Here is a 20,398-nt window from a genome sequence, read left to right on the forward strand (position 1 = left end):
ATGCCGTAATTTTCAAAAACGGTACGAAAACTCCTTGGGCCTGTATATACCACAAAGGGCATAGATGGCGACGAAACTTCAGATGGAGCATTGGATTTCCGCCAGCGCGGAGGTTCTCTCGTCGCTCGGCACGGAGCGTTTCCCGAAGGCGCTGACCGACGCGATGCGGGTCGTGGTGCCCTTCGAGTTCACCGTGACCTTCGCCTATTACCGCGACAGCAGGCCCATTGATTTATATGATGATTTTCCGCCGAAGAAGCGCCGGGTCATGGTCGACGACTACCAGGAGGGGCCGTATCTTCTGGACCCGTTCTACCGCCACTCCGCCGCCCCCACGAGCTCGCGCCTTGTGCGCCTGCGCGAGCTGGCGCCGGACCGCTTCTACCAGGCCGAATATTTCCGCAATTACTACGTGCAGACCGGACTTGCCGAAGAAATAGGCTTCATCGTCGATGTCGGCAGCGAGGTGAGCGTGGTGATCTCGGCGATGCGCGAGCACAAGGCCTTCTCGGCGCGCGAATTCCGCGAGATGCAGGTGATCTTCCCCTTCGTCGAGGCGGCGGCGCGGCAGCACTGGTCGGGGCTGATCGAGCAGTTCTCCGAACGCCCGACCTCGGCGACGCCGCGCCTGCCGCAGCTGATCGACGACGCCTTCCAGAGCTTCGGGCGCAACCTGCTGACCCCGCGCGAGGCCGAGATCGTCGAATACACGCTCAAGGGCCATTCGGCCGAGGCGACGGGCCACGCGCTCGGCATCGCCCCCGGCACGGTGCGCATCCACCGCCGCAACATCTACGGCAAGCTGGGGGTGAGCTCGCAGGGCGAGCTCTTCTCGCAGTTCATGTCCTCGCTCGAGGATCTCTGAGCGGGGCTCAGACCGCAACCCGCTGCAAGGTCATCCGGTGCGCCCCGGCGGGCAGCGTGAAGGCGCCCTGCCCGTCAAGGCTCCAGCCGACCGGCAGCGTGGCCAGCGCGCGCGTGCCCGGCGGCAGCGACACGTCCCATCTCACCGCCTCGCCCGCGTAGGCCCAGGCGCTTTCCACCGGGCCGCTGGGGGCGTCGTAGCGCGCGGTGACATGGCCGATGCGGCGGTCGAAGACCGGGCGCATGGTGATCTCGCGGAAGCCCGGCCCCGTGGCGCTCCAGTCGATGCCGGCGAGCCGCGCCCAGATCCATTCCCCGACCGCGCCGTAGGCGTAGTGGTTGAAGGAGTTCATCGCGGTGGACTGGAAGCCCCTTTCCGGGGTCCAGCCGTCCCAGCGTTCCCAGATCGTCGTCGCGCCGTGGCGGATCGAGAAGCCCCACGAGGGGTAGGTTTCCTTGAGCAGCAGGTCGACCGCGCGCTCGGGCCCGAGCCAGTCGCAGACCACCGGCGCAAGGTGGCGCACGCCCAGAAAGCCGGTCTGCAGGTGCCCGTCCGCCACCTCGAGCAGCGCGCCGAGACGCGCCGCCGCAAGCGGGCGCAGCTCCTCGGGCAGCAGCGCGAAGTCGAGCGCCAGCAGGTAGGCGGTCTGGGTGTCGCCGCTGAGCCGCCCGTCGAGCCAGAACCGGTCGAGGAAGGCCCCGCGCAGGCGCGCGGCAAGGTCGGTCCAGCGCGCCACCGGCTCGCCCAGCACCCCGGCCAGCAGGCCCATGATGTCGGCGAGGTGGATCCAGTAGGCAGTGGCGATCAGCGCGCGGTCGGTGGCGGGGCCGATCGACAGCCAGTCGCCGTAGTTGTTGTGCACCGCCCGCTCGCGGATGCCGCCGGGGTTCTCGCGTTCGATGTAATCCATCCACGCGACCAGCGGGCCCCACATGCGGCGCGGCAGGTCGGCATCGCCGTAGCGCAGCCAGTGGTCGCGGCAGAGGATCACCGGCGCGTCGCCCCAGGCGGGCGCGCCGGGCTGCGGCGTCAGGCGGTAGGGGTTGAGCGGCTTCGTCGGGGCGACATCGGGGAAGACGCCCTCGGCGGACTGGCCATCGACCATGTCCTGCAGCCATTTCCCGGTGAAGGCGCCGACGTCCATGAAATAGCCTGCGGTGCGCCAGAAGACCTGCGCATCGGCGGACCAGCCATAGCGCTCGTCGCGCTGCGGGCAGTCGGTCGGCACCGACAGGAAATTGCCGCGCTGGCTCCAGAAGATGTTCGAGATCAGCTGGTTGACCATCGGATGGCCGGTCTCGATCCGGCCGGTGAGCGGCAGGTCCGACTGGATCGCGACGGCGCGCAGGTCCAGCGACGCAACCGGCGCGCTGGCGCGCAGGCCGACGTACTGGAAGCCGTGGAAGGTGAAGCGCGGGGTGAAGCGCTCGCGACCGCCGCCCTTGCAGACGTAGACGTCCTCGCTCACGGCAAAGCGCAAGTTGGCGGTGTAGAGCGCGCCGGTCCCGTCGAGCCGCTCGGCGTGGCGCAGGCGGATCTCGGTGCCCGCCGGGGCCTCGAGCTCGAGCGTCACGTATCCCGCGAGATTCTGGCCGAAATCATAGATGTGCTCGCCGTCCGGCCCGGTGGTCTCGGAGCGCGGCTCGAGCGTTTCGACCTCGCGCGCGAGCGGCGCGCGGGCGGCGTCGAGCTGCGGCGCCTTCGGGTCGGGGGTGAAGACCTCGACCGGCTGCCAGTTCACCTCGTCAAAGCTGGCGGTGTCCCAGCCGGGCATCTCGAGCCGCGCGTCGTACATCTCGCCGGCGAGGAAGTCCGAGTAGCAGACCGGCCCCTGCCGGGTGCGCCAGCTTGCGTCGGTGACAAGGCGCTGGGTGCGCCCGTCGGCGTATTCGAGATGCAGCTGGCACAGGAAGGCCGGGCGGCCGCCATAATGGTTGCCGGCGCGGCGCTGGTTGTGCCCGACCCGGCCCGAGTACCAGCCCTCGCCCATGATTGCGCCGATGGCATTCGGCCCCGCCGCGAGATGCGCGGTGACGTCGTGCACGGTGTACTCGGTGCGGGTGTGGTAGTCGGTCCAGCCGGGCGCCATCACGTCCTGACCGATGCGCGCGCCGTTGAGGTACAGCTCGTAGAGGCCGAGCGCGGTGACGTAGGCAAAGGCGCGGACGGGGGCCTCGGGCAGGTCGAAGCTGCGGCGCAGGTAATCGGCGGGGCGCGCCTGGAAACGGTTGTCGTAGCTGCTGTCCTGCGGCACCTCGCGCCCGACGGGCAGGACGAAGTAGCGGGCGATCCACTCGGCCTCCCAGTCGGCGGGATCGAGGCCGGTGAAGAGCTCCGCCGGTTCGGACCATGTCTCCGCCCCCTCGGCATCGCGCAGGCCGACGGCCCACCAGAGCCGCGCGTCGCGCGGCAGCGGCGCGCCGGGATGGCGCAGCGGCGAGGGGTTGCCCGCCAGCCAGCCGCTGTCCCAGAGCGCGCCCTGCCCCGAGGCCACCGCGCCCCGGTCCCGGCCCAGCACCACCCGGCTTGCGGCAAGCTCCGCCCTGCCCGCGCAGCCCCAGGCGAAGCTCGGGTTCAGGTCGTTGAGGCCCCTCGGCGCGACCTGCTGCGCGCAGCGCATGCCCACGGGACGCAGGACGTCGCCCGCGGGTCTTTCGCCATATCCGGCCATGTCAGATCTCCAGCGCCCGTTCGCGGGCATTCGCGATGTGGCGGTCCATCGCGGCGGTGGCGGCCACCGGATCGCGCGCCAGCAGCGCCTCGATCACCGCGATATGGTCGGCAAAGGCGGCGGGCAGCGTCACCGGGCTGAGGCGGATCCGGTCGAGCTTGATCAGCCGGATGCGGATCGAGTTGATGTCGTAGGCCGACATGATCAGCTCGTTCTTCGTCGCCTCGATCAGCAGCACGTGGAAGCCCGTGTCGATCTCCTGCCCGCGCTCGAGCAGCGCCTCGCTGGGATCGAGCTTGACCGCCTCGAGCACCTCGCGGTGCAGGTCGAGCTGCTCGCGGATCACCTCGTCGGGCATGGTGCGCACCGCGTGCAGCACCGCCTCGCGCTCGAGCGCCGCGCGCATCTGGAAGGCGTCGCGGATCATCGGCAGGTCGATCGCCGGGATCTGGATGCCCCGCTGCGGCAGCACGTTGATCAGCCCCTCGGACGAGAGGCGCGGCAGGAGTTCGCGCAGCGCCCCGATCGACAGGCCCAGCATGGCGACGAGATCGCGCTGGCTGACCAGCTGGCCCGGCCGCAGCCGGCCGTCGAGCAGCGCCTTCTGGAACTGCTCGTAGCCCGATTGCCGGACCCGCCCGTCGTGGCGCCTCTGGGTTTCCTCAGCGCGATTGCCCGCCATGTGGCCGCCTCCCGTGTTCCTAGTCCTGCCGCGCCTCAGATCGGCGTGGCGGTGAAGCCCAGCTCCTCCGCCAGGCGCGCGCTCAGCCCGGCCTCGAGCGCGGCCAGCGGCGGCACGGTGCGGCGATAGCCGTCGTCGCCGTAGCGGGCCGCCACGAGCGCCTTCAGAACCACGAGCCCGCCATGACCGTCAACCGCCTCGATCCGCATCGCGGCGCGTTTCTCGAAGGCCGCGTCCACCTTGCCACCGAAAAGCGTGACGCTGTCCGCCGGGAAGAGGTTGACCAGACCGCCGATCATCCCCGCGCCGCCGGCCGCGACCATGCGCGTCAGGATGCGGTCGTCGCCGGTGAAGATCGACAGCTCGGGGAAGGTGCGGATGAGCTCGAGCCCGCCCTCGAGGTTGCCGGTCGAATCCTTGATGCCGATCACCAGCTCGCCGAGCCGCGCCTGCACCGCGCGCACCAGCGACGGGGTGAAGGTCACGCCCGAGAAATGCGGGAAGTTGTAAAGCACGATGTCGAGGCCGGGATTGCCCGCCTTGGCCGCCACCGCCGCGTAGAACTCCGCGATCGCCGCCTCCGAGGAGGCGGTGTAGTAGAAGGGCGGGATGATCAGCGCCGCGCGGCAGCCAAGATCGGCGGCGGCGCGGTAGAGCCGGGCCGCGTCCTCGAGCGCCGAGGTGATGATGCCCGGCACCTGCCGGGACATGTCGCAGCCCGCGGCCTTCATCGCCTTCAGCGCCGCGATCTTCTGGTCGGTCGAGAAGGAGGCGCCCTCGCCGGTCGTGCCGAAGGCCGAAGTCATCGCGCAGCCCGCCGCCAGCATCGCGTCGCAATGCGCGACGAGGCGCGGCACGTCGATCTCGAATTCCGGTGTCACCGGCGTCACCGCGGCCCCGACCACTCCCTTGAAATCCGTCCCTGCGCGCATCCCATCTGCCTCCGATTCATGGGCAACCAGCCGTAACGGCTTGATTGTGTTATTAATCCAATAACTGATACAATCAGTGTTTACATAAGCCGTTCCGCTTTGTAAAGTCTCGCTCAATCGCCGCCGGAGGAGGATCCGGCCATTGGCAACGCGGCGAAAATCCTTAAACGGAATACAGGGAGGACCATCATGAACGTCACACGCATTCTCACCGCGCTTGCCCTCGGCACGGCGCTGGTGACCCCGGCCTTCGCCGCCGACCAGATCGAGATCAAGTACACCACCCCCTCGGTGCCGAGCGACCTGCACACCAAGGCGATGCAGGTGTTCAAGGACGAGCTCGAGAAGCGCGCCCCCGGCCGTTTCGACGTGCAGCTCTACGATTCGGGCTCGCTCTTCGCGCAGGGTGCCGACCTCGACGCGCTGCAGCGCGGCAACGCCGAGATGACCTACCTGTCCTACCAGCTGATTGCCGACGCAATTCCGGCCTATGGCCTGATGACCGCGGGCTACCTGTTCCAGAGCCCCGAGCATTACCGCGCCTTCCTCGCCTCGGACATCGGCGCCGAATTCAAGCAGACCGTCTCGGACGAGATGGACGTGCAGATCCTCGACACCTGCTATCTCGGCACGCGCCAGCTCAACCTGCGCAAGGCGCGCGACGTGAAGACCCCGGCCGATCTCGCGGGGCTGAAACTGCGCATGCCGGGCTCGGACGCCTGGCTGTTCCTCGGCAGCGCGCTTGGCGCCGCGCCGACGCCGCTGCCCTTCGGCGAGGTCTACCTCGGCCTGCAGACCGGCACGATCGACGCGCAGGACAACCCCCTGCCCACCGTCGAGGCCGCCAAGTTCTACGAGGTGACCGAGCAGATCGTGCTGACCAGCCACCTCGTCGACGGCATCAACGTCGTGGTCAACAACGAGACCTGGGACAAGCTCTCGGACGAGGAAAAGACCGCGATGACCGAGGCCGCCGTCGCCTCCTGCGACTGGAACAACGCCGAGCGCCTCGCCAACGAGGAGCGCCTGGTGGACTTCTTCAAGGAGCAGGGCCTGCAGGTGACCGAGCCCGACGTGGCGGCGTTCCGCAGCCACGTGCAGGAGGTCTACGCCACCTCCGACCGCTCGGCCGACTGGCCCGAGGGCTGGGCCGAGAAGATCAACGCCCTGGCGGAGTGATCCGCCGTGACCGCCCGCAGTCATTCCGCGTCCGGGACCGGGTCGGACATGACCCGGCCCGGCACGCTCGAAACCCTTGGCCGCCTGCTCTCGCGGGCGGCCGACATCGTCGGCATCGGCCTGTTCCTTGCGGCCTTCGCCGGGTTCATCGTGCAGATCTTCTTCCGCTACGTGATGGGCACGCCGCTCGTCTGGTCGGAGGAGTTCGTGATGATCGCCTTCATCTGGACGGTGTTCTGGGCCGCCGCCTTCCTCGTGCCGATCCGCGAGCACGTCACCTTCGACGTGGTCTATGACGTGGTCTCGCCGAAGACGCAGCGGATCCTGGCGATCTTCACCATGGTCGTGGCGATCACCGCCTTCGGCCTGCTGATCCTGCCCACCATCGACTACCTCGACTTCCTCACCCGCAAGAAGAGCCCGGTGCTGCGCATCCCGATGCACTGGGTCTACGGCTGCTACCTGTTCTTCGTCGTCGGCCTGACGCTGAAGATGCTCGGCCGCCTGCTGCGCCTCTTCGGGCCGAACTGGCGCGACGCGCTCTGAACCAAGGGAAACCAATGGAATTCTTCGCGGACAATGCGCTGCTGCTGATGATCGGCCTGCTGGTGGCGATCACGGTGGCCGGACTTCCCATGGGGCTCGCGATGATCGTCTCGAGCGTGTTCTACCTGCTGATGGCGGGGCGCGACATCGGCCTTGCCGCCGAGAACGTGCTCAACGGCGTCTTCGGCAACTTCGTCGCGCTGGCGGTGCCGCTCTTCATCTTTGCCGCCAACATCATGAACGCGGGCAAGGTCTCGGACCGGCTGCTCGACTTCGCGCTGGCGCTGGTCGGCCGGGTGCCGGGCGGGCTCGCGCAGGTCAACATCCTGACCTCGCTCATCTTCTCGGGCATGTCGGGCTCGGCGATCTCGGACGCGGCGGGGGTCGGCAAGGTGATCACCGACATGATGACCAAGGACGGGCGCTACCCGCGCGGCTTTGCCGGGGCGATCACCGCGACCTCGGCCGTGGTCGGGCCGATCTTCCCGCCCTCGATCCCGATGGTGTTCTACGCGCTGATCTCCTCGACCTCGGTGGGCGCGCTCTTCCTCGGCGGCGTCATTCCCGCGCTTCTGCTGGTGCTGGTGCTCGGCATCGCGGTGATGATCATGGCCAAGCTGCGCGGCTTCCCGGTCGAGGCGGCGGTGCCGTGGCGCACCTTCCCCGTCGTCTTCCTGCGCGCCGCCCCGGCGCTGATGATGCCCGCGATCCTGCTTGGCGGCATCTACACCGGCATCTTCACCCCGACCGAGGCCGCCGCCGTCTCGGCCTTCTACGCGCTGCTGCTCTCGGTCTTTGCCTACCGGGTCATGGGCCTGCGCGACTTCCTCGAGGTGGTCCGCGCCACGGTGCGCACCACGGCGGTGGTCACCATCGTGCTTTGCGGCGCCTTCATCTTCAACTACGTGGTGACCGTCGAGCGCGTGCCGGCGAGCGTCTTCGCCTTCTTCGACAGCATGGACCTCAACGCCATCCAGTTGCTCATCCTGCTGAACCTGCTCTATCTCGCGATGGGCTGCTTCCTCGACGTGTCGACCATCATGCTGGTGGTGACCCCGCTCTTCCTGCCCTCGGCGGCGGCGCTGGGGATCGACCTGACGCACCTTGGCGTGGTGCTGGTCTTCAACATGATGATCGGGCTGATCACCCCGCCCTACGGGATATTGCTCTTCATCATCAAGGCGTTGAACGGCATCCCGGTGAGCGAGATGATCCGCGAGGTCTGGATTTTCCTCGCGATCCTGATCGCCCTGCTGGCGGTGCTGACCTTCGTGCCCGAGCTGGTGCTCTGGCTGCCGCGCGCGGCGGGGATGCTGGGGTAAGAGGAAAGTCTCAGGCCTGCTGCGCGGATGCGGCGGGCCTGCGCTGCCAGCGCGGCACGACCTCGTCCCGCGCCACCGAGAAGAGCAGGCTCGAGCATTCGCGGCGCAGCACCCGCACGCCCGCGTCGAGCGCGGTGATCCGCGCCAGCAGATCCGCCACCGCGCGCTGCGCGCCCGCCTCGGTCGTGGCTTCCTGCAAGACGACGAGGTGATGGCGCCCGGGCTCGGAAAGCTCGGGGCTGGCGAAGACGCCATAGGCCGGGATGCGGTCGGCACGGCCAAGGTGGAAGGCCGAGGTGCGCTGCTCGGCGAGGCCCTCGCGAAGCAAGTCGAGGATCACCCCGTCCGACGCCGCCGAGCCATTGCCGAGGCTCAGCGCCAGCGTGCCCACCTGCCCGGCGCAGCCGGTGCCCTCGGAGGCCAGCGTCGCGCAGGGCAGGCGCAGGAAGTTGCGGAAATGCGGTCGCATCTTCGCCGACCAGGGCGTCGGCTCGCGCTGCAACTCGGCGTAGTCGGGCGTGTCGAGCGCCGCCAGCGACTGCAGGTCGTAAAGCGTCATGTAGCGGCTCTCGCTCCGCGCGAAATCACCGTAGCGGCGGCCCGACAGGAAGCCCGGCGCGGCGACCCGCTCGGGCACGTGCTCGAGGCTGTGCCAGCGCTCGTATTCCTCGGCGCGGCTCTCGTCGAAGTCGTTCCAGAGGCAGAGGAACCCCGATCCGGTCAGGGGCATGCGCCCGCCTCCTGCAGCACCATCACCTTCGAGGCCTGCTTGGCCCCGGCGATCTTCACCGCCTCGGGCGCGTCCGTCAGCGGCAGGCGATGGCTGATCATGCCGCGCAGCCGCTCGGGGTTCGCGGAAAGGAAGGCCAGCACCTCGGGCCATGTTTCCACCGGCGCGCGGTAGGAGCCGAGGATCTGCTGGTGGTTGCGCACGAGCGCGGTGAGATCCACCTGCGCCGGGGCCGGATGGATGCCGACGATCACCAGCTTGCCGCGCTTGGCCAAGACGCTCAGCGCCTCGGGGACCACGGCGGGCACGCCGGTCGCCTCGAAGATCACGTCGAACCGGCCATGCTCGAGCCACGGCGCAAGCGCCCCGGCCAGCGTGGTGCCAAGGCTGTCGGCAACGTTCGGAAAGCCGAGCGCGCGCACGCGCTCCAGCCGCGCCGCGTCGTCGCGGCCGACCACCACCACCTCGCCCGCGCCCGCCGCCTCGGCGAAGAGCGCGATGCCCTGCCCGATGGTGCCGGGGCCGAGTACCAACACCCGCGCGCCGGGCCTCAGGCCCGCCGTGTCCACCGCCTCGCGGCAGACGGTCATCGGCTCGGTCAGCGCGGCGATCTCGGCCTCCATGCCCTCGGGCACCGGCACGCAGTTCTCGGCCGGGACCAGCAGTTGCGGGGCAAAGGCGCCGCTGCGCCCGATGCCGACGCCGAGCCGGCCGGTGCAATTGTCGGGATCGCCGTTCAGGCAGGGCGCGCAGCGGTGGCAGAGCACCGAGGGGCGGATGGTCACGCGCTGGCCGATGAGCGCCGGGTCGACGCCCTCGCCCGCCGCGCAGATGCGCCCGCAGGTCTCGTGGCCGATGGTGACGGGCATGGCGCGCTGCATCGACTCGTAGCCGGGGGTCCAGTGGGCGATGTGCACGTCGGTGCCGCAGACACCCGTCGCCTCGATGCCGATCAGCACCTCGCCCGGGCCCGGCGCGGGGGGCGGTGCCACCTCGCGCAGCTCCACGCCGGGGGCGGCCTCGGTCTTCTGCAGGGCCAGCATGGGGCTCACGACCTCCAGCCGAGGAAGCGGCGCTCGATGAGGCCGATGACCCAGCCGACGACCAGACCCATCAGCGACAGGACGGTGACCCCGGCGAAGAGCCGTTCGAGATCGTAGAGCGAGCCCGCCTCGAGGATGTAGGCGCCGATGCCGTGCTCGGCGCCCAGCATCTCGGCGGCGACGAGCAGGATGATGGCGATGGCGATCGAGACGCGCAGCCCCGACAGGATCCCCGGGAAGGCGCCCGGCAGCACGATCTTGCGCACCACCGACCACCACGACAGGCCGAAGCTCTGGCCCATGCGGATCAGCGTGCGGTCGACGCTGTCCACCGCGCCGAAGGTGGCGACCACGGTGGGGGTGAAGGTGCCGAAGGCGATGAGCGCGTATTTCGAGCTTTCACCGATGCCGAACCAGATGACGAAGAGCGGCAGCAGCGCGATCTTGGGGATCGGGAAGAGCGCCGAGACCAGCGGCACGAGGCCGGCACGGGCAAGGCTGAAGAGGCCGATCATCGTGCCCACGGCGACACCCGCCGCCGCGCCGATGCCGCCGCCGATCAGCAGCCGCATGAGCGAGGGCGCGAGGTGCTGCCACAGGAGGCCCGACGCGGCGAGGTTCCAGAGCGTCTCCAGCACCGCCGAGGGGCGCGGCATGGTGAGGTTCGAGATGACCCCGCTGCGCGTGCCCGCCTCGAGCGCGGCGATCAGGATGACGAAGACCGCGATGGCGGCGCCGCGCACCGGCTCGGGCTGGAAGCCGCCGCCGCGGAAGCGGACCGGGCGGCCGGTCTCGGGCTTGGCCGCCGTGGTGTCGAAGGGGGCCGCGTTGGCCGGAAGGGTCTTATCCATCGATCAGCTCCATGTCTGCGGCTTCCGCCTCGGCGCGCATCAGCTCCCAGAGCTCGGCCTGCCGCGCCTCGAGTTCGGGCGAGCCGAGGTGCCGGTCCTGCAGCGGCGTGTCGATGTCGACGACCTTGTGGATCCGCCCCGGGCGGCGCGAGAGCACGACGATGCGGTGACCGAGCCGCACCGCCTCGTTGAGGTTGTGGGTGACGTAGATCGCGGTGAAGGGCTCGCGCGTCCAGAGCGAGATGAGGTCCTCCATCAGCAGCTCGCGCGTCTGGCTGTCGAGCGCCGAGAGCGGCTCGTCCATCAGCATGCAGGCGGGCCTGACCGCCAGCGCCCGGGCGATGGCGACGCGCTGCTTCATGCCGCCCGAAAGCTGCTTCGGCAGGGCATCGGCGAAATCCGAGAGCCGGGTGCGGGCCAGCACGTCGGCGATGACCGCGTCTTCCTGCGCTCGCCCGAGCTTGTGGTCCTCGAGCACCAGCCGGACGTTGTCGGCGACGCTGCGCCAGGGCAGCAGCGCGAAGTGCTGGAAGACGAAGGTCAGCGGGTTGAGCGAGTCCGTCGGCGGCTCGCCGACGGTGCGCACCTCGCCCAGCATCGGGCGCTCGAGCCCGCCGATCATCCGCAGCAGGGTCGACTTGCCGCAGCCCGAGGGGCCGACGAGGCAGACGATCTGCCCCTGCGGGATGACCAGCGAAATATCCTTGAGCACGACCATGTTGCCATAGCTGTGGCCCAGCTCGTCGACGATGAGCTTCATCGCTCTCCTCCCGCGTCAGATGGGAGGGACCGGCCCGCGCGGGGCCGGCCCCGCGTGGTCACTTGGTCTCGACGTAGGAGTCGTCGACGAACATGTCGAGCGTGATGTCGCTGCCGACGAGGCCCTCGGCCTGCATCCAGCCGAGCTGCGCCTGCAGCGAGGTGGTGGACAGCGCCAGCCCCTCGTTGATCCGCATCGAGCCCTCGGTCATGTCCTTTGCGAACTTGTCGTCGGGCACGTCGACGCTGACGTACTTGTGCACGATCGCGGTCAGCTCGGTGACCTCGTCGTCGCTCGCGGTCTTGTCGACGAAGGCGGCGTTGTAGTCGGCGACGCCGTGCGACAGGGCGCGCAGGAAGGCCTCGGTCTGGTCGCGCTCGCCCTCGGCGATGGCGGTCGAGGTGAAGATCGCGGTCACCTGGTAGTCGGGGTCATAGGCCGAGAAATCGGCGATCTTGCGGGCCGCGCCCTCGGCGACGAGGCGCTTGCCGATGCTGGGCTGGATCACCCAGGCGTCTACCTGCCCGGTGCTGAGCGCGCCGACGATCGCGCCGACCTTCTGCAGCGGCTTCATCGACACGTCGGAGACGGCGAAGCCTTCCTTCTCGGCGATGCGGCTCAGCATGTAGTGGAAGGACGAACCGGCGGTGGTGATGCCGAAGCTCTTGCCCGCCAGCTTCGACGGCTCGGTCAGACCCGCGTCATAGGCCGCGTTCGAGGCCAGCACGACCGCGCCATCGACATTCGCATCCTCGGCCAGCGCACCTGCGATGACCTTCACCGCACCCTTCTGGCCAAGGTTGATCAGCCCGCCGGTGATCGAGGTCACGCCGTAGTCGAGATCGCCGCCGGCGACGCCCACGGCCATCGCGGCGGAACTCTCGAAGAAGGCCAGCTCGACCTCGAGCCCCTCGTCGGCGAAATAGCCGCGCTCGAGCGCGATGTAGGTCGGCGAATGGCTGGTCAGGCGCAGCGCGCCGAGCGTGATCCCCTCGGCGGCGGCAAACCCGGTGGTGGCGCCGAGCGTGGTGCCGGCAAGCAGCAGCGCCAGCGCGCCACGGCGCGTGGTGGTGAGATAGGTCATCATGTCCTCCCTGAAACTCGTGCGCCGGAGCATCGGGGTTTCGGGGCATAGGCACAATGCAGAAATTATCGGTCGGCCATGCCTTCAGGACATGGGGCAGAAAAATGAGCCTCGCCCGGATTGTCCCGCAATTCCCGGATGATGACCTCGCGCAGCTGCGGCACATGCGCCGAGGTGGGCCGGTTGGGATTCCACTGCAGGTAGAGGGTGAAGACCGGGCTCTTGCGCAGCGGGCGCAGCACCACGCCCGCGCCGACCGGCCCCAGCGCGGTGAAACTGTCGACCAGCGCGATGCCCATGCCCTCGGCCGCCATGGCGACCGCGGTGTCGGCAAAGCGAACCACGGTGCTCGACTGCGGCGCGGGCCGCTCGCGGCCGAAGAACTGCCGGATGGCGCGCTGGTGCGGCCCGTCGATCTGGAACGAGATCACGTCCGCCCCGTCGAAGTCGCCGGGCGACAGCAGATCCCGCGCGGCCAGCGGGTGATCGGCGGGCACCGCCGCGACCAGCCGCCCCTGCCCGAGCGGCTCGGCGCTCAGCATCGGGTGATCGACCGGCGCGAGGGTGACGACGCATTGCCCCGTCCCGTCGAGCAGGTACTGCGCGATCTGGTCGACCGAGAGCACGTCGAAGAAGAGGTCCGGCCGCGCCGCCCGCGCGCTCAGCGCCCGCAGCGCCCGCGGCACCAGCCCGCGCGCCACGCTCGCCGTCGCGCCGAGGCGGAACGACACCGACCCGCCCGAGGCGATCTCCTCGATCCGCGCGCCGAGCCCGCTCAGCCGGCCCATGACCCCGTCCACCTCGGCGAAGATCAGCTCTGCCTCCATGGTCGGCATCAGCCCCGACGAGCCGCGCTGGAAGAGCGAGACCTTCAGCACGTCCTCGAGCCGCTTGACCATCCGGCTGACCACCGGCTGCGAGATCGACAGCAGGCGCGAGGCGGCCGAGATCGAGCGGGTGGAATAGACCGCGTGGAACACCTCGATCTGGCGCAGGCTCAGCCCCTGGATGGGCCCCGGCGTGCGCGCGGCGGGAGTGGGTTGGTCTGGCATGTCTGGGGCGGGCCGCCTTGGCTGGGTGCATCTGCGGCAAGCATATCCGAGCGCGTGCCGCGAATACAGGCGTCCCTCCGCCGGTCGCGGCGCCGCGGGCGGGCTCTGCCGGTTTCAAACAGTCCTGCAACAATCGCGGCCGAGCCTCGTGCCGTCCGGTCGCGGGCCGCGCATCCCGCGACCTCGCGCCAAGCGTGATCAACGGGGTAAGTGCCATGTCCAACCTGCTCGAAGCCGTGATGCTGGTCGCCTTCTCGACCGGCTGGTATTGTTCCATCTTCAAGATGTTGCGGACCTGCGAAGCGCGCGGCAAGAGCCTGCCCTTCGTGCTGGTGATCGGCTTCGGCTACCTCTGCGGGGTGGCCTCGAAGCTGCTGATCTGGAGAGAGACCGGGCTGCTGCCGCCCATCGTCTGGCTCTACGCGCTGAATTCCTGCGTCATCGGTGTCGATGCGTTGCTGGTGGTGCGCTACACGCGCAACCCCGGCCGGGAGCGGACGCTGCCCCTCGAGATGCCCCTGCCCGCCGCGGCGGTGACAAAGCCCTGAGCGCGGGGTCCGGGCACGTTGAAGGCCCGGGTGCGGGCCTGCCCCCGGGCCTTGTCCAGGATCGCCGCGCTCAGGCGAGGGCCGGTTTTTCCGGCCGCGTCGGGTGCGACCTGCCGCGCAGCACCAGCGCCCAGAGCGTTAGGATCAGCGCGAGGTTCATCACCCCCGCCAGCGCCGCCACGCCGAAGGTCAGGTCGTAGCTGCCGGTCCTGTCGAAGAAGGTGCCGCCGAGCCAGCCGCCCAGCCCGTGACCGCCCCAGGCGAAGGCGATGATGATGCCGCTCGCCCCGGCCCGGCACCAGGCCGGGATCAGCGCGCGGATCGAGGTCAGCACCCCGGTCATCACCCCGGCGTAGCCGAAGCCGTAGATCGGCGCGAAGAGGTAGAACATGCCGATGTCGTCGATCTGGATGAAGACGTAGACCAGCGCGGTCTGCCAGGCGCTGGCCGCAAGGTAGGCCGGCAGCGCGCCGATCACGTCCGCCAGCTTGCCGAAGGCGACGCGCCCGGCGATGGCGGTCAGCATCATCACGAAGAGCACGCCCCCCGCCTCGGGCCCGGTCGCTCCGCAAAGTTCGACCAGCGGCGCGAGGTGCATCAGCGGCACCGACATGAGCCCGCAGCAGAAGATCACGCCAAGGCTCATCAGCACGACCACCACGGCGGGGCGCACGGCGGGCGCCTCCTCGACCGCCTGCGCGGCGGTGCCGACGGCCCCGGCCTTCGGCGCGCGGGCCAGCAGCGCCAGCGGCAGCATGATCACCAGCGAGGCGAGGCCGATGGCGACGAAGGCGCCGCGCCAGCCGAGCGCGTCGATGAGCATGGCATTGGCCAGCGGAATGCCGCCCTGCCCCATGGCCTGCCCCGCCGAGACGATGCCGATCGCCAGCCCCGCGCCGGTGCGGAACCAGCTGCCGACAAGGGCAAAGAGCGGCGCGAAGAGCGCCCCGCCGCCAAGCGCGCCGGCCACGAAGAAGAGCGCGTAGAGCTGCGGCAGCGAGGTTACGAAGCCCGCCGCGGTGACGCAGAGCCCGGTGACGATCGCTCCGGCCAGCACCACCTTGCGCGTCTCCACCCGGTCGGCGAGCCAGCCCATGGCGATGCCGCCGAGCGCGAGGCCGATCAGCCCGGCCGAGTTGATCAGGGCGATGTCGCCGCGGCTCCAGCCCTCGCTGTCCTCGAGCGGGGTGAAGAAGGCCGAGAGCCCGTTGACCAGCTGCCCCATGGCCACCGCCAGCACGATCGAGGCGGTGACGACGATGACCCAGCGGTAGCGGTCGGGCCGCGCCTCGGGCGTGTCGTGAAGCTGTTCCATGTCCCCTCCTCCTCAGGCCGTGGCCGGCTTGCGCGGGTGCAGCCACGCCGGCAAGAAGCCGTAGGCATTCCCGATGCCCTCGGTATGGACCTCGCGCCCGGCAGCCGCCAGCAGTTCCTGCAGCGCGCCGCTGTTGAAGGCGTCGAAGGTCTCGGTCGCGCCGCCGACATGGCGACCGCCGACGAAGATCTGCGGGATGGTCACCGCGCCGGTCTTCTCGGCCAGCGCCCGGCGCAGCGCGCCGCCGCGGTCGTCCTCGCGGTAGAGCGCGCCGTCGAGATCGACCGAGCGGTACTCGATCCCCGCCGCGGCGAAGAGCTTGCGCACCGACCAGCAGAACTCGCACCATTCGAGCGCGAAGAAGACCACCGGCTGCGCGGGATCCGCGAGCAGCGCCTCGAGCTCGGCCTTGGCCTCGTCGCTGGCGGCAAGCTGCGCGGTCTGCGGCGTCGGCGCGGGGGCGCTGGCGGCGGCGTCAAAGCGGAAGCGCGGGGTCGAGGCGGCGATGTCCAGCTCCTCGGCGTTCATCACCTCCTCGATCTCGGCAAAGAGCGGCGTCGAGAGGTACCGCTCGCCGGTGTCGGGCAGCATGGCGAGGATGCGCGCGCCCTTCGGCGCGCGGCGCGCCACCTCCAGCGCGGCGGCAAAGGTCGCGCCGCCCGAGGTGCCGCAGAGGATGCCCTCGTAGCGCGCCAGATCCTGCGCGCAGGTCATCGCGTCGGCCCCGGCGACGGGCTGCAACTCGTCGATCCAATGCTCCTTCAGCACGTCGTCCACCAGCTTCGGCACGAAGTCCGGCGACCAGCCCTGCATCAGGTGCGGGCGGAAGGCCGGGTGGCTGGCGGCGGGCGAGCCGTCGGCGTTGTAGGGCTGGCACCAGCCCGAGGCGAGCAGCGCGGAATTGTCCGGCTCGGCGGCGATGATCTTCGTGCCCGGGCTCTCGGCCTTCAGCCGGCGGGCGACACCCTTCAGTGTGCCGCCGGTGCCGAAGCCGCTGACCCAGAAGTCGAGCGGGGCATCCGCGAACGTGTCGAGGATCTCCTGCGCCGTGGTGCGCGAGTGCATGTCCGGCCCGGCCTCGTTCTCGAACTGCCGGGCGAGGAACCAGCCATGCTTGTCGGCCAGCTCGCGCGCCTTGGCGATCATGCCAGAGCCCTTCTCGGAGGCCGGGGTGAGGATCACCTTGGCGCCGAGGAAGCGCATCAGCTTGCGGCGCTCGATCGAGAAGCTCTCGGCCATGGTCACCACCAGCGGGTAGCCCTTGGCGGCACAGACCATGGCAAGGCCGATGCCGGTGTTGCCCGAGGTCGCCTCGACCACGGTCTGGCCGGGCTGAAGCGAGCCGTCGGCCTCGGCGGCCTCGATGATCCCCAGCGCGAGCCGGTCCTTGACCGAGCCCATGGGGTTGAAGGCCTCGAGCTTGACGAAGAGTTCCACGCCCTCGGGCGCGAGCTTGTTGATCCGGACGATCGGCGTGTTGCCGACGGTCTCGAGGATGTTCTGAAAGGCTTTGGTCATCGGACGGGTCCTTGGGAAAATGCGGTCAGGGAAGCGGCAAAATGCAATGCGCGAAGACCCCCGCGGCCGAGGCGAGCGCCCCGGCGGCGAGCAGCCTGCGCGCCCCCGCCGCCTTCAGCGCGGCGGGAGGGATCGAGGGGGCGGGAGCGGGACGCATGGCCATCGCCTCAGGCGCTCTTGCGCGGTGCGGCGGCATCCGCGCCGGCCATCATCGTGGCCGCGACCGCGCCGTAGGCGGCGGCCCAGGCGTCGCGGATCCCGGGGGTGAAGGCCTCGCGCAGGCAGGCCGCGATGGCCTCGATCAGCGCGCCGCCGACGGTGGCGTAGTCGGCCTCCTTCACGCCGTAACCAGCATGGCGGGCACCGAGCTCGGCAAGCGGGCCAAGCACCGGGGCAAGATCGCCCGCGTGGCGCACCACGAGCCCGATCGCCGCGACCAGCTTCCTGCGCTGCGCGGGCAGGTCTGTGGCGGAAAAGAGCGGCCGCAGGGCCGGGTCGCGGCGGAACAGACGGTCGTAGAAATCGGCGGCGAAGGCGTCAGCATCGGCGGCCAGCACCTGCCAGCTGAGGCGGATGTCGGTGATGTGCTGCGGGGTCAGGGTCATGGCGCTATCCTCTGTGTCGGATGATGCGGCCAGTCTGTCCGTCTGGTGTTTCGCGCGCGTGTCCGCGAGGCGGGGCGCGTGTTTCAATTCTATCAGCCGGGATCGTAGATGTAACCTACTCCGCGCACCGTGCGGATGACCTCGGGCTTGGCGGGGTTCACCTCGATCTTCTTGCGGATGCGCGAGATGCGGATGTCGATCGAGCGGTCGAAGGGATCCCAGGAGCGGTCATGCGCCCCCTCGAGGATCTGGTCGCGGTTCAGCACCCGGCCCCGGTTGCGGGCAAAGAGCTTCAGCAGGTTGAACTCCATCGCGGTGAGCGGCAGCTCGATGCCCTCCTCGTCGAAGAGCTTGGCCGCGTCGAGGTCGAGCCAGGTCTTGCCGAAGCGGAAGCGCGTGCGCTCGCGCGGCGCCTCCTCGGGGGTCGAGGTCTGGCGGCGCAGCACCGCCTTGATCCGCGAGGCAAGCTCGCGCAGGTCCACGGGCTTCGCAAGGTAGTCGTCGGCGCCCATCTCGAGGCCGACCACCCGGTCGATCACCTCTCCGGCGGCGGTCAGCATGATGACCATCGGCGCCTCGGGCCCCTGCAGGCTGCGCAGCACCGAAAGCCCGTCCTCTCCCGGCATGTTGATGTCGAGCAGGATGAGATCGGGCCGGTCCTGCGCCATCCTCTCGCGCAGCTCCTCGGCGCCGGAGGCCAGCGTGGTGCGGTAGCCGCGCTTGCCGAGGTACTCGGCCAGCATCTCGCGCAGGTCCTTCTCGTCGTCGCAGATGAGGACGTGATCGCTCATGCGCTTCCCTCCAGCATGGCGCGGGCGAGACGGCGCAGCTCGTCGGGGGCGATGGGCTTCTCGAGGAAGGGCCGCCCGGCCCCGTCGAGGAAGCCGCGCGCCTGCGGGCTCATCGTGTCGCCGGTGACGAAGCCCATGCGCCGCGCCAGTTGCGGGCGGTCGCGCAGCAGCCGCTCGTAGAAGCCGCGCCCGCCGAGCCCCGGCATGTTGAGATCGGTGAGGATGAGCGCGAAGTCCCGCCCCGCCAGAAGATCCAGCGCCGCCTCGGCAGAGCCCGCGACAGTCACCTCGAACCCGTCACGCACGAGGATCTCGCGGATGAGGTCCGAGACGTCCTCCTCGTCGTCCACCACCAGCACTGCGCCGCGCCCGGCAGGTTTCCCGGCCGGGAGCGCGTCCGCCGTCGCACCTGCCCCGGCCTCGGTCGTCGGCAGGTGCACGACCAGCGTCGCCCCCGGCCCGTCCCCGGCCAGCGCGATGTCGCCGGAATGGGCGGTGACGATGCGGTGGCAGAGCGCCAGCCCGATGCCGGTGCCCGCGCCGACGGGCTTGGTGGTGAAGAGCGGGTCGAAGATGCGGCCGCGGATGTCCTTCGGCACGCCCGGACCGTCGTCCGAGACACGCAGCTCGACCCTCTGCGCGGCGGGATCATGGCTCAGCGCGATGTCGATGCGCCCGCCCGTGCCGCTTTCGCGGATCGCCTGATCGGCGTTGGTGACAAGGTTGATGACCACCTGCGCGATCTGGTGGGCGTCGCCGCGCACCGGCGGCAAGTCCGGCGCGACGGCGACATGCACCTCGGCCCCCAGCCCCTCGGCGCTCTGCTGGAGCGCGCCCACCGCGGTCTCGACCGTCTCGGCAATGTCCATGGGCACCAGCCGCGCGGGCTGCTGCCGGGCCATGGCGAGGAAGGATTTCACGATCCGGGCGCAGCGCTCGGCGGCATCCGAGATCTTCTCGACCCGGCGCAGCACGTCATCCGAGATCTCCTCGTCGCGCAGCATCAGCGCGTGACCGACGACCACCGACAGCGGGTTGTTGAGCTCATGCGCCACCCCCGCCAAGAGCTCGCCAAGCGCCGACATCTTCTCGGCCTGGAAGATCTGCTCGCGCTGCGCGGCGAGGCGGCGGCGCAGGTCGACTTCCTTGGACACGTCCACCGTCGACGAGACCAGCACGTCCTCGCCCCGGTACTGGATCAGCCGCGCCGAGACGAGGCTGGGAAAGCGCGCGCCATCCGCCCGCACGCCGGTCACCGGCATGTCGTCGACCCGCCCGTCGGGCAGCACGGCGGTGATGAAATCCGCCCGCTCGGCGCGCGAGGCGAAATGCGCGTGGGTGTGGGCGGCGGTGCCCAGAAGCTCGGTGGCGGCGGGCGAGCGGTAGATCACCTCGCCGTCGCCGACGCGCGACATGATGATGTTGGCCGGGCAGCTTTCCAGCACCTTGCGCACCAGCTGGTCGGCGGCGCGCTCGGTCTCCTCGAGCGCGCGGCGCTCGGTGACGTCGGTCTGCACCAGCACGAAGCCGCCCGCCGCGGTGCTGCGCAGCAGGAACTCGCTGTCGCGGTCACTGCTTGCGACCTCGAGCGGCGTCACCATCCAGTCACCGCCCGCCAGCCGCGCCTCCATGAAGGAGAGCCGCTCGGCATCCTCGGCGCGCAGCCCGCCGCGCAGCACCCATTCGCGCAGCAGCAGCGACCAGTCGAGCCCCTCGGACAGCAGGTCGGCGACGGCGGGGTTCATCTCGGCAAAGCCCGCGTTGAAGCGCAGCAGCACGGCGTTCTCGTCGAAGATCGCCAGCCCCTCGGACAGCGCGTCGATCACCTCCTCGAGCATGTCGGCGGGGCGGCGGCGCGATCCGTCCCCCGCTTCCGGCACCGAGGGATCGAAGCGCACCGCCAT

Annotated in this window: 20 protein-coding genes and 1 pseudogene; 5 read left to right on the forward strand and 16 right to left on the reverse strand. The window is 69.9% G+C overall.

Features of this window, described 5'->3' with window-relative positions; genetic code table 11:
- The first annotated feature begins 64 nt into the window (after positions 1 to 64).
- On the forward strand, positions 65 to 865 hold the full coding sequence (locus PVT71_RS15095; RefSeq protein ID WP_353474891.1) for a LuxR C-terminal-related transcriptional regulator: 801 nt from the start codon (positions 65 to 67) through the stop codon (positions 863 to 865).
- A gap of 7 nt (positions 866 to 872) precedes the next feature.
- On the opposite strand, the gene PVT71_RS15100 is transcribed toward PVT71_RS15095, so the two are convergent.
- The 3 genes from PVT71_RS15100 to PVT71_RS15110 are packed head-to-tail and all read right to left on the reverse strand — an operon-like array spanning position 873 to position 5,150.
- On the reverse strand, positions 873 to 3,536 hold the full coding sequence (locus PVT71_RS15100; protein WP_353474892.1) for a family 78 glycoside hydrolase catalytic domain: 2,664 nt from the start codon (positions 3,534 to 3,536) through the stop codon (positions 873 to 875).
- Between the two features lies 1 nt (position 3,537).
- On the reverse strand, positions 3,538 to 4,218 hold the full coding sequence (locus tag PVT71_RS15105; RefSeq protein WP_353474893.1) for a GntR family transcriptional regulator: 681 nt from the start codon (positions 4,216 to 4,218) through the stop codon (positions 3,538 to 3,540).
- Between the two features lie 35 nt (positions 4,219 to 4,253).
- Complete coding sequence (locus tag PVT71_RS15110; protein ID WP_353474894.1) at positions 4,254 to 5,150, reverse strand: dihydrodipicolinate synthase family protein; 897 nt, start codon at positions 5,148 to 5,150, stop codon at positions 4,254 to 4,256.
- 189 nt (positions 5,151 to 5,339) lie between these two features.
- Between PVT71_RS15110 and PVT71_RS15115 the strand changes: the two genes are divergently transcribed.
- From PVT71_RS15115 to PVT71_RS15125, 3 genes are read left to right on the forward strand one after another with little or no spacing between them, the layout of a single operon-like run.
- The gene (locus PVT71_RS15115) at positions 5,340 to 6,329 is read left to right on the forward strand and encodes a sialic acid TRAP transporter substrate-binding protein SiaP (protein ID WP_353474895.1); all 990 of its coding nucleotides are present in this window, start codon (positions 5,340 to 5,342) and stop codon (positions 6,327 to 6,329) included.
- 48 nt (positions 6,330 to 6,377) lie between these two features.
- Positions 6,378 to 6,875 (forward strand): TRAP transporter small permease, encoded by a 498-nt coding sequence (locus tag PVT71_RS15120; RefSeq protein ID WP_353474896.1) that lies wholly within the window; start codon positions 6,378 to 6,380, stop codon positions 6,873 to 6,875.
- 14 nt (positions 6,876 to 6,889) lie between these two features.
- On the forward strand, positions 6,890 to 8,197 hold the full coding sequence (locus PVT71_RS15125; RefSeq protein WP_353474897.1) for a TRAP transporter large permease: 1,308 nt from the start codon (positions 6,890 to 6,892) through the stop codon (positions 8,195 to 8,197).
- A gap of 10 nt (positions 8,198 to 8,207) precedes the next feature.
- Here PVT71_RS15125 and PVT71_RS15130 read toward each other — a convergent pair whose 3' ends face one another.
- From PVT71_RS15130 to PVT71_RS15155, 6 genes are all read right to left on the reverse strand, one after another.
- On the reverse strand, positions 8,208 to 8,927 hold the full coding sequence (locus PVT71_RS15130) for a hypothetical protein (RefSeq protein WP_353474898.1): 720 nt from the start codon (positions 8,925 to 8,927) through the stop codon (positions 8,208 to 8,210).
- Entirely contained in the window at positions 8,918 to 9,970 is a 1,053-nt protein-coding gene (locus PVT71_RS15135; protein WP_353474899.1) for an alcohol dehydrogenase catalytic domain-containing protein, read from the reverse strand. Before PVT71_RS15135 ends, PVT71_RS15130 begins: the two co-directional genes overlap by 10 nt.
- 5 nt (positions 9,971 to 9,975) lie before the next feature.
- Positions 9,976 to 10,821, reverse strand: a complete 846-nt coding sequence (locus PVT71_RS15140) for an ABC transporter permease (protein WP_353474900.1) — start codon at positions 10,819 to 10,821, stop codon at positions 9,976 to 9,978.
- Positions 10,814 to 11,581 (reverse strand): ABC transporter ATP-binding protein, encoded by a 768-nt coding sequence (locus PVT71_RS15145; protein ID WP_353474901.1) that lies wholly within the window; start codon positions 11,579 to 11,581, stop codon positions 10,814 to 10,816. The genes PVT71_RS15140 and PVT71_RS15145 overlap by 8 nt, the downstream gene beginning before the upstream one ends.
- 58 nt (positions 11,582 to 11,639) lie before the next feature.
- A complete protein-coding gene (locus PVT71_RS15150; RefSeq protein WP_353474902.1) occupies positions 11,640 to 12,665 on the reverse strand; it encodes an ABC transporter substrate-binding protein in 1,026 nt (341 codons plus the stop codon).
- A 65-nt stretch (positions 12,666 to 12,730) separates the two neighbouring features.
- Complete coding sequence (locus PVT71_RS15155) at positions 12,731 to 13,717, reverse strand: LysR family transcriptional regulator (protein ID WP_353474903.1); 987 nt, start codon at positions 13,715 to 13,717, stop codon at positions 12,731 to 12,733.
- A gap of 215 nt (positions 13,718 to 13,932) precedes the next feature.
- Here PVT71_RS15155 and PVT71_RS15160 point away from each other — a divergent pair, with 215 nt between their 5' ends.
- Positions 13,933 to 14,265 carry a hypothetical protein gene (locus PVT71_RS15160; RefSeq protein WP_353474904.1) on the forward strand — a complete coding sequence of 111 codons (333 nt, stop codon included), beginning with the start codon at positions 13,933 to 13,935 and terminating at the stop codon, positions 14,263 to 14,265.
- 70 nt (positions 14,266 to 14,335) lie between these two features.
- Here the strand turns inward: PVT71_RS15160 and PVT71_RS15165 are convergent, their stop codons facing one another.
- From PVT71_RS15165 to PVT71_RS15195, 7 genes and pseudogenes are all read right to left on the reverse strand, one after another.
- Positions 14,336 to 15,580 (reverse strand): MFS transporter, encoded by a 1,245-nt coding sequence (locus PVT71_RS15165; RefSeq protein ID WP_353474905.1) that lies wholly within the window; start codon positions 15,578 to 15,580, stop codon positions 14,336 to 14,338.
- Positions 15,581 to 15,592: 12 nt separating this feature from the next.
- The gene (locus PVT71_RS15170) at positions 15,593 to 15,949 is read right to left on the reverse strand and encodes a glutaredoxin domain-containing protein (protein WP_353475547.1); all 357 of its coding nucleotides are present in this window, start codon (positions 15,947 to 15,949) and stop codon (positions 15,593 to 15,595) included.
- Positions 15,950 to 16,060: 111 nt separating this feature from the next.
- A pseudogene (gene cysK, locus PVT71_RS15175) lies at positions 16,061 to 17,098 on the reverse strand (cysteine synthase A); the annotation flags it as partial.
- A gap of 25 nt (positions 17,099 to 17,123) precedes the next feature.
- A complete protein-coding gene (locus PVT71_RS15180; RefSeq protein WP_353474906.1) occupies positions 17,124 to 17,255 on the reverse strand; it encodes a hypothetical protein in 132 nt (43 codons plus the stop codon).
- A 10-nt stretch (positions 17,256 to 17,265) separates the two neighbouring features.
- Complete coding sequence (locus PVT71_RS15185; RefSeq protein ID WP_353474907.1) at positions 17,266 to 17,703, reverse strand: globin domain-containing protein; 438 nt, start codon at positions 17,701 to 17,703, stop codon at positions 17,266 to 17,268.
- A gap of 92 nt (positions 17,704 to 17,795) precedes the next feature.
- A complete protein-coding gene (locus PVT71_RS15190; RefSeq protein ID WP_353474908.1) occupies positions 17,796 to 18,494 on the reverse strand; it encodes a response regulator transcription factor in 699 nt (232 codons plus the stop codon).
- A complete protein-coding gene (locus tag PVT71_RS15195) occupies positions 18,491 to 20,398 on the reverse strand; it encodes an ATP-binding protein (protein WP_353474909.1) in 1,908 nt (635 codons plus the stop codon). The genes PVT71_RS15190 and PVT71_RS15195 overlap by 4 nt, the downstream gene beginning before the upstream one ends.

Source organism: Salipiger sp. H15, assembly GCF_040409955.1.
Lineage (GTDB): Bacteria > Pseudomonadota > Alphaproteobacteria > Rhodobacterales > Rhodobacteraceae > Salipiger.